At 45.3% G+C, this 12090-nt stretch carries 11 protein-coding genes; 8 read left to right on the top strand and 3 right to left on the bottom strand.

Features of this window, described 5'->3' with window-relative positions:
• Window positions 1–186 precede the first annotated feature (186 nt).
• Entirely contained in the window at window positions 187–1245 is a 1059-nt protein-coding gene (locus ACQ4M5_RS06305) for a hypothetical protein (protein WP_430674764.1), read from the top strand.
• Window positions 1246–1250: 5 nt separating this feature from the next.
• Here ACQ4M5_RS06305 and ACQ4M5_RS06300 read toward each other — a convergent pair whose 3' ends face one another.
• On the bottom strand, window positions 1251–1460 hold the full coding sequence (locus ACQ4M5_RS06300; protein ID WP_430674763.1) for a hypothetical protein: 210 nt from the start codon (window positions 1458–1460) through the stop codon (window positions 1251–1253).
• Between the two features lie 251 nt (window positions 1461–1711).
• On the opposite strand from ACQ4M5_RS06300, the gene ACQ4M5_RS06295 reads away from it, so the two are divergent.
• Together ACQ4M5_RS06295 and ACQ4M5_RS06290 are read left to right on the top strand one after the other, a co-directional pair.
• The gene (locus ACQ4M5_RS06295) at window positions 1712–3346 is read left to right on the top strand and encodes a dipeptide ABC transporter ATP-binding protein (RefSeq protein WP_430674762.1); all 1635 of its coding nucleotides are present in this window, start codon (window positions 1712–1714) and stop codon (window positions 3344–3346) included.
• A 46-nt stretch (window positions 3347–3392) separates the two neighbouring features.
• On the top strand, window positions 3393–4085 hold the full coding sequence (locus ACQ4M5_RS06290) for a glycoside hydrolase family 24 protein (RefSeq protein WP_430674761.1): 693 nt from the start codon (window positions 3393–3395) through the stop codon (window positions 4083–4085).
• Between the two features lie 468 nt (window positions 4086–4553).
• Here the strand turns inward: ACQ4M5_RS06290 and ACQ4M5_RS06285 are convergent, their stop codons facing one another.
• Complete coding sequence (locus tag ACQ4M5_RS06285; RefSeq protein WP_430674760.1) at window positions 4554–6293, bottom strand: hybrid sensor histidine kinase/response regulator; 1740 nt, start codon at window positions 6291–6293, stop codon at window positions 4554–4556.
• Window positions 6294–6392: 99 nt separating this feature from the next.
• On the opposite strand from ACQ4M5_RS06285, the gene ACQ4M5_RS06280 reads away from it, so the two are divergent.
• Both ACQ4M5_RS06280 and ACQ4M5_RS06275 read left to right on the top strand, forming a co-directional pair.
• Complete coding sequence (locus ACQ4M5_RS06280; RefSeq protein WP_430674759.1) at window positions 6393–6974, top strand: hypothetical protein; 582 nt, start codon at window positions 6393–6395, stop codon at window positions 6972–6974.
• Window positions 6975–7074: 100 nt separating this feature from the next.
• Complete coding sequence (locus ACQ4M5_RS06275) at window positions 7075–7407, top strand: hypothetical protein (protein ID WP_430674758.1); 333 nt, start codon at window positions 7075–7077, stop codon at window positions 7405–7407.
• A 216-nt stretch (window positions 7408–7623) separates the two neighbouring features.
• Here the strand turns inward: ACQ4M5_RS06275 and ACQ4M5_RS06270 are convergent, their stop codons facing one another.
• Window positions 7624–8172, bottom strand: a complete 549-nt coding sequence (locus ACQ4M5_RS06270; RefSeq protein WP_430674757.1) for a 5-formyltetrahydrofolate cyclo-ligase — start codon at window positions 8170–8172, stop codon at window positions 7624–7626.
• Window positions 8173–8256: 84 nt separating this feature from the next.
• Here ACQ4M5_RS06270 and ACQ4M5_RS06265 point away from each other — a divergent pair, with 84 nt between their 5' ends.
• From ACQ4M5_RS06265 to ACQ4M5_RS06255, 3 genes are all read left to right on the top strand, one after another.
• Window positions 8257–9822, top strand: coding sequence for a peptide ligase PGM1-related protein (locus tag ACQ4M5_RS06265; RefSeq protein WP_430674756.1), 1566 nt, complete (start codon window positions 8257–8259; stop codon window positions 9820–9822).
• 49 nt (window positions 9823–9871) lie between these two features.
• Complete coding sequence (locus tag ACQ4M5_RS06260) at window positions 9872–11044, top strand: M20 family metallopeptidase (RefSeq protein WP_430674755.1); 1173 nt, start codon at window positions 9872–9874, stop codon at window positions 11042–11044.
• 327 nt (window positions 11045–11371) lie between these two features.
• Window positions 11372–12085: an Rpn family recombination-promoting nuclease/putative transposase gene (locus ACQ4M5_RS06255; RefSeq protein ID WP_430674754.1), complete on the top strand. Its 714-nt coding sequence runs from the start codon at window positions 11372–11374 to the stop codon at window positions 12083–12085.
• Window positions 12086–12090: the final 5 nt, after the last annotated feature.

The raw sequence follows: 12090 nt of genomic DNA, 5'->3' as shown, positions 1-12090 counted from the left end.
GTAATCTAGTACGTATCCTTATCGTTTGTCATACGCATGGGCGCAATCTATTAAACAAACAGTACAATGGGCAAACTAAATCTAAACAAAGTGCTTCTATTCCACATCTGTTCTGGATTCTAGACTCTCCGATTCGAGTCATCCAGATCAATAAACTGCTTCATTTACTTCATAAAGGCAACTCCGATGCAATCATTTCTATCGATCGATGATCTTGAATCTGTCTCTCATGAAACGCTGCGCTTAATGGATACGCGCCAAGAAATTCAGCAGCGATTAGAGCAATACTGTGCCCGACTTGAAGAACTCAAACGCGGCTTTGATGAGAAAGGCATCTTAGAGGGGGATACACAAGCGAAGGCAACTTATGAATACTTAACATCCGCGATTCGGCACTATCGCATTCAAATCCAGAATGATCTCCCGGAGTTATCGCGTCGTTTAATCGAAGCCCGTCAATCTCTAGCGGATAACGGTGAAAGCTCGACAGAGATTGATGTGATTAAACAGGTGATTGAGGAGCGGCGGGAAGAACAAGCTCAACGCGAATACGAAGCGCAAATGAGCAAACATCAAGCGGAACGACTGGCACAAGAACGGCATGAAACCGCAGAGCAATTACTCGATCGCATTCGTGAGCAAACGAGCTACTACGATGCGTCGTACTTAGCGATGGATGTTTATCACTATCGAGAAGATTTGAAAGGGGTCGATCGCTTAGATGAAGTGGTGGAGTTTTTATACAACCGAGTTCAGGAACTCAGCGAGAAGCCGATTACGATTCAGGGCACAGCAATTCAAAAGCTGAAGATTATGGATGCTCATGCTCGCAAGCTCTGGTCACAATCGCAACCTGAGCCACGACCGATTGTTGAGAAGAAATCAAAGCCTGATTCTCCCATAGACGAAAAGGAAGAAAAAGAATCTTATACTCATCTGCGCGGCAAGGTGGTTGTATTTGGGGGACACACGACGACGCGGACTTATGTGAAGGAGAAATTGCCAAAGGTTTATTTTGTGTGGTCTACGGTCGAAGATGGCTTATTGATTGTGGATCAGGCAGTTCAGCAAATTCAGACGGCTGACGTGGTGTTATTGCTGACGGATGATACGAGTCATGCAGTCACTCGTAAGGCGATGACGGAATTGCGGAGATTAAAGAAGCAACCGATCGAGCTTCATCACGAGGGTGTGAATACGATCGTTGAAAAAATCGCTTGGAAGTTAATGTTTAAATCTTGTTAATGAGATTAAAAGGTCTCCATCGCTTTCTCAGAGTTTGCAACCTTCAAAACTCGATTCAGTATCTCCGAAATTAATTTAGCGAAGTTCGTTCCTTGATTTTGCACGTCTTGCATCAAGTTGAGAACTTCCGTTATTTGATTTTGGATGTACTGAATCAGATTTTGAACTTCCAATGTTTGATTTTGGATGTGCAAAATCGAATTAAGGACTTTCATTATTTGATTTTGGATGTGCGAAATCGAATTAAAGACTCTCATTATTTGATTTTGGATGTGCAAAATCGAGTTAGGGACTTTATGATTAAGTTTTGCTTATGCCGAAATCAATTGGACATAAGCATTATTTGATTTTGCATTACCGTTATTGAGTTGAGCACTGACAAAATCAAATAGCGTCTACCCAAATTCAAGGAATTCAGATATTGAGATAAAGTAGTTGCAGTCAAAAATCGCGATCGCCAAACTTCATGAACGAGCCGCTGTTTTCCGTTGAAAATCTGTCTGTTGCATATCGGGCTGGACAGTCTCAAGTCGTTAAAAATGTCTCGTTTGTGTTGCAACCTGGGGAACGACTTGGATTAGTCGGTGAGTCTGGTTGTGGAAAGTCAACGCTTGGACGAGCAGCGATGCGATTATTGTCTGATGCGGCTCAGATCGAAGGACGAGTCAAGTTTGAAGGAAAATCCGTCTTCGATCTATCTCCAAACGAGCTTCAAAAGTTTCGGGGTGAAGCAGTCGCACTAATTTTTCAAGATCCGATGACTCGACTCGATCCATTAATGACGATCGGTGATCATTGTCTCGAAACTTTGAAGTCGCATGAACCGAATTTATCCACCAAAGCAGCAAAACAAAGAGCGATCGACACTCTAAAGGCAGTCAACATTCCAGAAAATCGCTGGTCACAGTATCCACATGAATTTAGTGGAGGAATGCGTCAAAGAGTTGCGATCGCGCTTGCTCTCTTATTGAATCCAAAGTTAATCGTAGCGGATGAACCGACGACCAGTTTAGATGTCACGGTTTCGGCGCAAATTCTCAAGGAGTTGACGCGCCTTTGTAGTGAGCGAAATATGGCGCTAATTCTGATTTCACACGATTTGGCAATGATCGCGGAATATTGCGATCGTATTGCAGTGATGTATGACGGTGAAATCATCGAAGCAGGTTCAACCGAATCCGTATTTCGCAATCCGCAGCATTCTTACACGCAAACCTTACTGAATTCAGCATTACTTCTACAAAAAGATTCTGATGCGATCGTTTCTACGGATCGTCCCGATGTTGCCCCGATTCTGAAGTTATCGGAACTCAAACAGCACTATACGATCGAGTCGAACTTCATTTCAAAACTGTTTGATAAGAACGATCGAACAATTCGCGCTGTCGATGGAATTGATCTAGAACTGTATCCTGGTGAAACGCTTGGACTCGTGGGTGAATCGGGCTGTGGGAAAAGCACTTTATCGCGCACGATTCTCCAACTGCTGAAACCAACTGGGGGCAAAGTAGAATTTTTGGGGCAGAATCTCACCCAACTGAACCGCGACCAATTACAACAACAGCGGCGACAAATTCAGATGATTTTTCAAGATCCTCATGCTTGTTTAAATCCCAGAATGACGATCGGCGAAAGTATCGCTGATCCGTTGTTAATTCATCAACTTTCAACGCCTGAAAAAGCGAAGCAAGAAGTGGAATACGTTTTAGAACGAGTGGGATTAACGCCTGTGGAATCATTCTACGATCGCTATCCTGGAGAACTTTCAGGTGGACAACAACAGCGAGTCGCGATCGCTCGTGCGTTGATTACTCGTCCTCGATTAGTCATTTGTGATGAGCCTGTCAGTATGCTCGATGCAACCGTTCAAACTCAAGTTCTACAACTGATGCAAGACTTGAAAAAAGAATTCGATCTGACGTATCTCTTCATCACTCATGATTTGTGGGTAGCGCGATATTTCTGCGATCGTATTGCCGTGATGAACGGTGGCAAAATCGTTGAACTGGGTGAAACTCAAGCCGTATTCAAACATCCCAAACATCCGTATACTCAATCTTTGTTAGGGGCTGCACCGTTATTGAATAAAATGACAGGCTGATTGGCAAAATCGAAGCTAGAATGCTGCACAGTGCGTGATTTGTTGTATGACAAAAACGAATTCCAAAAAGCCAGAAACCCCAAAAGTTGATCCACTTGAACAGAATGTCGGTTCTTGGCTGGTTCGCAGCATGATTGTTTTAGCGATCGTGCTGATCATTGGTCACATGCAGGGGAAACGTTCCTCGTTCTTCAATTTCGATAGCGCGGAACGAGGAGCGAATGCACCTTTAGTGATGCAAGGCGGCGATCCTTACATTCGAGCCTTGATGCGAACGATTTCAGCGAGTGAGTCAAATGTACGAAATCCTTACACAGTAGTGTATGGTGGCTCTCGCGTTGAGAATTTGAGTCAGCATCCCGATCGCTGTATTACGATCGTCAATGGTCCGAACATGGGGAATTGTACAACTGCCGCAGGACGTTATCAATTCATCACAACCACTTGGGAAGAAAAGGCGAGACGATATCATCCCGATCCGAATGGATTTTTCATGTGGCGTAATTATAGTTTCGAGCCGCAATTCCAGGATGAAGTCGTGTATCGCTGGTTGAGTGATGCAAATGCTTGGGGGACAGATATTCGGCAATTGTTGAAAGATGGAAAGATTAAAACCGTTTTGAAAATGCTGTCTCCGACTTGGACAAGTTTGGGATATGGGATTGAAACCAATTCGATGAGCGATGAATTACCGAACATTTATCGGAAGATTTTGCAGCAGGAATTAGGGAAGAATTAATGCGATCGGGCTTTAGAGGGTGTTTGAAAAGTATAAAAAGCGGCTTTGCTGCGTTGCCAGTCCGCCCGGAAATGAATCTCCGGGCTAATGGAAGAAACCCCGCTGAAGCGGGCTGGGAGAATCATTCGGAGTTCTTAGCCCAGTTCAGTGGGCTTCCCCCGATTAGCCCGGAGATTCATTTCCGGGCGGGTGAATGCGATCAACGATTACTTCTCAAACACCCTCTTAGAGCGTGTTTTAAAGGTATTCATTGATTGCGCTGACCCGCCCCGGAATGAATTCGGGGCTAACAGAACGAAGTCCACTGAAGGGGACTGAAAGAACTCTTAATCGGCTGTTTTAGTCCCCGGAGCGGGACTTCGCACAGTTAGCCCCGAATTCTATTCCGGGGCGGGCGATGCAGCAAACGATTCCTTTTCAAACATCCTCTTGGCATCATGAATTCAATCATCTTCTGCCTTGACGAATTCAATCGCCGGAATCTATGGGAATTGATTGAAGAACACGTGCGATCGCTTCAATCAATTTCTCTGGATCGATCGGTTTTGCCAAATGCTCGTTGTACCCCACTTCTAACGCTTGTTCTCGATTGCGTTGGGTTGCATAAGCAGTGAGCGCGATTGCTGGCAACAGCGAAGCTCCCGCAGGTAAATCTTTCGCAAATGTTCGGACGTGATGCAGCAAAGCAAACCCATCCATTCCCTGCATTCCAATATCACTGAGTAAGACATCAAACTGCGATCGCTTCAATTCTTCTAAAGCAGCTTGAGCAGAAGAAACAGGAGTCACGATCGCGCCTTGCTGCTCAATAATAAAAGCTAGAAATTGTAAGGTCGAAAAATCATCTTCTACAATCAGCACTCGCACCCCATTTAGACTGGGTTGGACGACTTCAAACACGGGCTGTTTCTGAGCGATTTTCTCCGTCATTAACGGCAGTTGAACGGTAAACGTTGCTCCCTGTCCAATTCCTGCGCTCTCTGCCCAAATCGTGCCACCATGCGCTTCGACCAATTGACGACACAAAGATAATCCTAAACCTAATCCTCCGAATTGACGGGTAATCGAACTATCTTCCTGACGAAAGAGATCGAAAACATACGGCAAAAATTCAGAATTGATCCCTTGTCCGGTATCACTGATTTGGATTTGAGCAAATCGATCGGCTTTCGACAGAGACACAGTAATCCGACCTTCAACAGGCGTAAATTTAATTGCATTCGAGATCAAATTCCAAACCACTTGCTGCAATCGTCCTGCATCTCCCATCACAGCCGACAAGGTTGCATCTAAATTCGTTTCGATTTGAATCGTTTTTGCTTCGGCTGCGAGTCGAACTGTTTCTAATGCAGCCACAATCACTTCAATCAAAGAAACAGAAGCAAAATTCAGCGTCATCTTGCCACGAACAATTCGAGCTAAATCAAGCAGATCATCAACCAATTGAGCTTGTCGTCGAGCATTTTCTTCGATCGTTTCTAGTGCTTGTTGAAGTCGGTCTTCAGAGAGTTCTTGAGTTCGGAGAACTTTCGACCAGCCAAGAATCGGAGTGAGCGGAGTTCTCAACTCGTGAGAGAGCGTGGCAAGAAATTCATCTTTCGATCGATTTGCTATCTCTGCGGCATCACGAGCAGCTTTCTCTTGAGACAGTAACCGTTCGCGCTCTTTCTCTAAGCGTTTGCGATCGCTAATATCTCTCTGAATTGCCACATAGTGAGTAATTTTCTGCTGATTGTTCCGAATCGGTGTGATGTTCCATTCAACGTAAAATTCACTCCCATCTTTGTGATAGTTAATCGCTTCACCATGAAACGGCTTGCCCTGAGCAATATTTCGCCTCAACGCATCTAAAACGGCTCGTTCTGTATGTTTTCCTTGCAGCATCCGAGGACTTTTGCCCAAAACTTCGTGAGCATCGTAGCCTGTCATCTCGGTGAAAGCAGGATTGACATACACGATCTCAGGTCCGGGTGAATTGAGATGAGCGTTTGTAATCACGATCGAGTCTCGTGATTGTTGAACGGCAGACAGGAGTAATTGAATCGCCTCTTCAGCGACTTGCAAATCTCTTAACGCTGTGGTTAAACGCTCCAAAGATTCAGTCAGCCGACTTTTTTGCGGTAAGGGCAATTGTTCAGCATCTTGCTGTAATTCTTCGACCTGCTTCTGCACGTCCTGAATTTGCTCGATAAACTCGTCTCCGTTCACAAGATTTTCATCATTTGAATAACTTCAGGCTTTATTATCATTTGTTAACTTGGGAACGACATTCCTATTAAGGCGGATTTAACGATCGAGCAAATTTCTATGAATCTATTTATTTTGGTTTGGAGCTTAATCAGTCCACTCTGTTTAGGAATCGTTGCGAGTGTGTTTTGGTCACGCCCGAACAATTGGCATCCCGCATCTTCTGAGGTTGGGATATCGCTTCTGGTTTATTCTGCATACTGGTTGCTGTTAGGAGGGTTACAAGCAGCGGCGCTATTTTGGCGATTTCGAGATCGGCGATTCGCAGTTCGATGGTTTCTTGTCACCAGTGCAACTGGCATTTTAGTGATGTTGCTGCATGATCTGACAGTATTTGCGATTACGGGTGCTCTCGAAGGACAAGGAGTTCTATTTTTGGGTATAAGCTTCTCTGTTTTGGCTGTGCTGGGTGGATTGGTTTTGGGAGCAGCACAATTTTTACTGATTCGACAGCGCGATCGAGTTCATTCAAATCTGAAAGTTCTGAGGACTCAATGGTTTGTGCTCAGTTGGTTGTCGTGGGTGATCGGCTTTGCTGGAATTCCTTTCGTCTTCTACAGTATGTTCGTGAGTGTGTTCGTTACGGTTGCTGTGGGTAGCGCGTTGAAAGGTTGGTTTCTTCAGAAGTACTTGAACGATTGATCGCTGTCGATGCTCAATCGGAAACTGGCTTGAGATTGTGTATTTGCTTAATCGATAAGATTGCTATGCTCAGAACTAAGGTTCATTCTTTGAGGTTCGTATGGGCGACAAAGACAGACAACCAGATAATTTGTTCGAGAACATTCAAAAGGGATTACAGGGATTAAATCCGCTCAAGTCCAATGAGGATCGGGAAAGATCTCGCGATGACGATGACGATCGCTATCGGTCGCGCAGAGATGATGATGATGACGATCGCTATCGATCACGCAGAGATGATGATGATGACGATCGCTATCGATCGCGTAGAGACGACGACGATGATGATGACGATCGCTATCGGTCGCGTAGAGACGACGATGATGATGATGACGATCGCTATCGGTCACGCAGAGATGATGATGATGATGATGACGACGATGACGATGATTAGTCGTTAGAAGATGTTTGAGAAGTCATCGTTCATTGCATTTACCCGCCTGGAAATGAATCTCCGGGCTAATCAGGGGAAGCCCACTAAACTGGGCTAAGAACTCCGCATTACGCTCTTAGCCCGCTTCAGCGGGGTTTCTTCCATTAGCCCGGAGATTCATTTCCGGGCGAACTGGCAACGCAGCAAAGCCGCTTTTTATCCTTCTCAAACACCCTCTTAAATTCTTGGGATTAACCCCGATTCTGTACAGATTGCATTTAAGGGCTGATCCCAGGAATCATTTACTAATTCATTCACAACCGCGAAATCAAACAGAATCCCGATCGTTGTTTTTCCTTGCCATTCAGGTTTGCTGAGCATTCGATCGTAGAATCCGCCACCATAACCCAGACGATATCCACGTCGATCGCACATCACACAAGGAACTAAGATCAAATCCACTTGTTCACTCACAATCAAGGGACTATCTGGATCGGGTTCTTGAATACCAAATTTTCCCGATCGCAATGCTCCGGGTGTCCATTGATGCCAAATCAAATCTTTTTCAACACATCGAGGCAATCCCCAAACTTTTGGAATTGTCAGCAGTTCATGTAAATCAGGTTCTTGGCGAAAACTGCAATACGAGAGAACGGTTTTTGCAGAATTGAAGAACTCACAGGCTTTAAGGTGATCACAGATTCGTTTACTATTCGACTCCCATTCCTCAAGAGAGAGCGATCGACGTTTCTGAAGATAGAGTTTCCGCAAGTCTGATTTATACATTTTTACCGTTCATTACTAATTCCACTTTGGCGTATTTTCAGTGGATATGATTGCAAATATATGTCGATCGCGGAACCTACTTCTATGAACGTGCTTGACCCGACCGTTCAGTTTCAGCATCTCCAAAACCAATTGCGCGATCGCTGGCGCAATGTCACCGAGTTTGATACCAGTGAAGCCGATATTATTGTCATTCCCTCTCTGAGCATCGATCAGCGTGAATTAATGAAGATCGAAGGCTTTCTCCATTATGAAGAACGACTATTATTTTCTCTGATTCGACTCCGCAATCCTAGAACTCGGCTAGTTTATGTGACTTCTCAGCCGATTCATCCGAGCGTGATTGATTATTATCTTCAACTATTGCCGGGAATTCCATTTTCCCATGCCCGCGATCGCTTACTTTTACTATCTACTTACGATTCATCACTCAAACCATTAAGCCAAAAGATTTTAGATCGTCCAAGATTGCTCGATCGTATTCGACAAGCTGTGAATCCTGATCGCGCTTATATGATCTGCTACAACTCCACAACGGTTGAGCGAGATTTATCAATTCAATTAAATTTACCGTTATACGCACTTGATCCAGCGTTGTTAAATTGGGGGACAAAAAGCGGCAGTCGGCAGATTTTTGCAGAAAGTGGAGTGCCCCATCCAGACGGAAGTGAACTCGTTTGGAATGCAAAAGATCTCGCAGTTGTAGCCGCCGAATTATGGGAACGTAATCCGGAGTTACAACGAGTCGTAGTTAAATTAAACGAAGGCTTTTCTGGTGAAGGAAATGCGCTGTTGGATTTGCGACCTTTAGACGGATTTAAGCCTGGAATCATTTCGCATGAACAACGAGTGGCAAAGATTTACGATCGCTTTGCTGATCTCAAATTCGAGGCGAAAACTGAAACTTGGGAAAATTACGGCGATCGGATTCCAGAACTCGGCGCGATCGCAGAAGCATTCATCGAAGGCGATCACAAACTTTCCCCCAGTGTTCAAGGTCGTGTGACTCCCGACGGCGAAGTTGAAATTCTTTCCACACACGATCAAATTCTAGGTGGACCAAGTGGACAGATTTATCTCGGCTGTCGTTTTCCGGCTAATGAAGCGTATCGAATGCGAATTCAAGATTTGAGCTTGCAAGTCGGGCGAGCGTTATCGAAAAAAGGCGCACTCGAACGATTTGGAGTTGATTTTATTGCTGTCAAACGCGATGAGCAATGGGAATTTCATGCGATCGAGATTAACTTGCGAAAAGGTGGAACAACACACCCGTTTATGACGCTGAAATTCCTTACCAATGGTCGATATGATCTATCGAGCGGCTTATTTTACAGCCAACACGGACGACCGAAATACTATATGGCAACAGATAACTTACAGAAACCACAATACTGTGGATTATTGCCCAATGATTTGATGGATATCATCGCGCACTATGGATTACACTTCGATTCGAGTACAGAAACGGGAACGGTCTTTCACTTGATGGGATGTTTATCTGAGTTTGGCAAGCTCGGACTAACCAGCATTGGCAACTCACCGCAGCAAGCAGAGGATTTATATCGTCGAGTTGTGAAAGCGATCGACGATGAAACTCGCACCTCCGAATGTGGTTATCCTTCTACAATGCGATGGAATAGCGGCTACTGATTGTTTCAGAAGTCCTATCATTGGAAAAGTACGATCGAAGCCTTGAATCATGAAAGACCGCATCAAAGATCTCGCCCTTTCGCTTGCTCCGCGCCTGATCGAAATCCGTCGCCATTTGCACAGCCACCCTGAACTGAGTGGACAAGAACATCAAACAGCAGCTTATGTTGCAGGTGTCCTCTCATCTTGTGGACTGCATGTGAAAGAAGCGATCGGGAAAGTCGGGGTCGTGGGCGAACTCGAAGGCGGCGACGATTCGCGATTGTTGGCAATTCGGACGGACATGGATGCGCTCCCGATTCAAGAGCGAACTGACCTGGAATTTTCCTCACGCAAGCCTGGAATCATGCACGCTTGTGGACATGATGTGCATACGACTGTGGGACTGGGAACTGCAATGGTGCTTTCTCAGCTTGGAGTGCCGTTGCCAGGTCGAATTCGCTTCTTGTTTCAGCCTGCGGAGGAAATTGCTCAAGGTGCACAATGGATGGTCGAAGATGGAGCCATGACCGATGTGAATTCGATTCTTTCGGTGCATGTGTTTCCGAGTATTCAGGCTGGAAAAATTGGGATTCGCCATGGTGCTTTAACGGCTGCGGCGGATGATTTGGAACTGACGATCATGGGCGAATCGGGACATGGAGCACGTCCACATGAAGCGATCGATGCAATTTGGATCGCGTCTCAGGTGATCACAGCCTTGCAACAAGCGATTAGCCGAACTCAGAATCCATTACGCCCGGTTGTTCTAACCATTGGCAAAATTAGCGGTGGACGTGCTCCGAATGTGATCGCGGATCAAGTCACAATGTCGGGAACAGTTCGATCGCTTCATCCCGAAACAAATGAAATGCTTCCAGCTTGGATCGAAAACATTGTGTCGAACATTTGCCAGATGTATGACGCGAAGTATCACATGAGCTATCGACGCGGAACACCTTCAGTACAAAATGATCCAAAGCTAACGAATTTGCTAGAAACATCAGCACGAGAGGTTTGGGGTAATGAGAGCATTCAAATCATTCCAGAGCCGTCTTTAGGCGCAGAGGATTTCTCTTGCTATCTGCAACACGCACCGGGCAGTATGTTCCGATTAGGAGTGGGATTTGCCGATCGTAAAAACTATCCGCTGCATCATCCGCAATTTGAAGTCGATGAAACTGCGATCGTCACGGGTGTCGTGACAATGGCTTGCGCGGCTTATCGCTATTGGCAACTTTAATCCTCGATCGCGCACGATACGCGACTCATGCGGTATCTGAGAAGTAGCGTAACCCTATGGTACGCTTGATTTTCTCTGTGCAATCGCGATTACCTCGCGAGATTTCAAAGGATCGCATGAAAACTGATTCTCTTTTCTTCCGCATCTTTCAAACTTTTCCCAGTGCGTTTTTTGACTTAGGAGATTTATCGAAAACAAATTACCCGCTGTCTTCGGCTTCGCTCAGTCAGCTAGAGATCGCGCCCTGAGCGAAGCCGAAGGGCAGTCTTTCAAGCGGTAAGCTCTTTCGTAGAAATCTCCTTAATTGGCGAAACCGATCCACGCACTGTGACTTATGCCTTTACCTCTCAAGAAGTCAAACAAACTGCCTTCCGTATTGATGGCATTTTTATGCCGCCCCTTCGCCTTCGCCAGTTCCCCATCTATTTTGTCGAAGCTCAAGCCTATCGAGAGGAAGATAACTTTTACTACCGTTTCTTTGGTGAAATTCATCTCTATCTCAAAGACTATCAACCTGCTCATCCTTGGCAAGCTGTTGTAATCTTTACCGAAAAACGCTTCGATCCAGGTTTACCAGCCTGTTACTCAGAATATGACAACAATCCTAGACTGCAACGCCTCTACCTGAACCGATTGCCACTAGAAGTAAGAGAGCATACGTTGGGTTTAGAACTCTTGCAACTGCTCGTAGTGAAACAGAAACAGGCTCCGGCAAAGGGACGGTTGCTGATTAATCGTGTTCGGCAAGAGGTTGAAGATTTGACGATCCAGAGAAATTTTATAGAATTAGTGGAGACGATCTTTGTTTATAAATTTCCAGAGTTAGATTCTCGGAGGGTTGAAGCAATGTTAGGACTTGGGGATTTAAAGCACACTCGCGTATATCAAGAAGCCGCACAAGAAGGGCGAGAAACAGAACGTGCAGAAATGCTAGGAAAAGTAGTCCCTTTACTTCTCGAAAACGGTATGTCGATCGAGCAAATCGCATCCCATCTGAATCTCTCGACTGAGACAATTCAGCGATTTGTTCCGCAGAAATAAGTGCG

This window comes from Leptolyngbya sp. AN10 (assembly GCF_050565645.1).
GTDB lineage: Bacteria > Cyanobacteriota > Cyanobacteriia > Leptolyngbyales > Leptolyngbyaceae > Leptolyngbya.
This window is presented reverse-complemented; position numbering and strand designations above follow the sequence as displayed.

Coding starts and splice junctions, on each gene's coding strand:
- ACQ4M5_RS06280 (WP_430674759.1), top strand. CDS start 6,393: ATGAATCTATTTATTTTGGTTTGGAGCTTAATCAGTCCACTCTGTTTA.
- ACQ4M5_RS06260 (WP_430674755.1), top strand. CDS start 9,872: ATGAAAGACCGCATCAAAGATCTCGCCCTTTCGCTTGCTCCGCGCCTG.
- ACQ4M5_RS06300 (WP_430674763.1), bottom strand. CDS start 1,460: ATGAAAGTCCTTAATTCGATTTTGCACATCCAAAATCAAACATTGGAA.
- ACQ4M5_RS06275 (WP_430674758.1), top strand. CDS start 7,075: ATGGGCGACAAAGACAGACAACCAGATAATTTGTTCGAGAACATTCAA.
- ACQ4M5_RS06270 (WP_430674757.1), bottom strand. CDS start 8,172: ATGTATAAATCAGACTTGCGGAAACTCTATCTTCAGAAACGTCGATCG.
- ACQ4M5_RS06265 (WP_430674756.1), top strand. CDS start 8,257: ATGAACGTGCTTGACCCGACCGTTCAGTTTCAGCATCTCCAAAACCAA.
- ACQ4M5_RS06290 (WP_430674761.1), top strand. CDS start 3,393: ATGACAAAAACGAATTCCAAAAAGCCAGAAACCCCAAAAGTTGATCCA.
- ACQ4M5_RS06305 (WP_430674764.1), top strand. CDS start 187: ATGCAATCATTTCTATCGATCGATGATCTTGAATCTGTCTCTCATGAA.
- ACQ4M5_RS06295 (WP_430674762.1), top strand. CDS start 1,712: ATGAACGAGCCGCTGTTTTCCGTTGAAAATCTGTCTGTTGCATATCGG.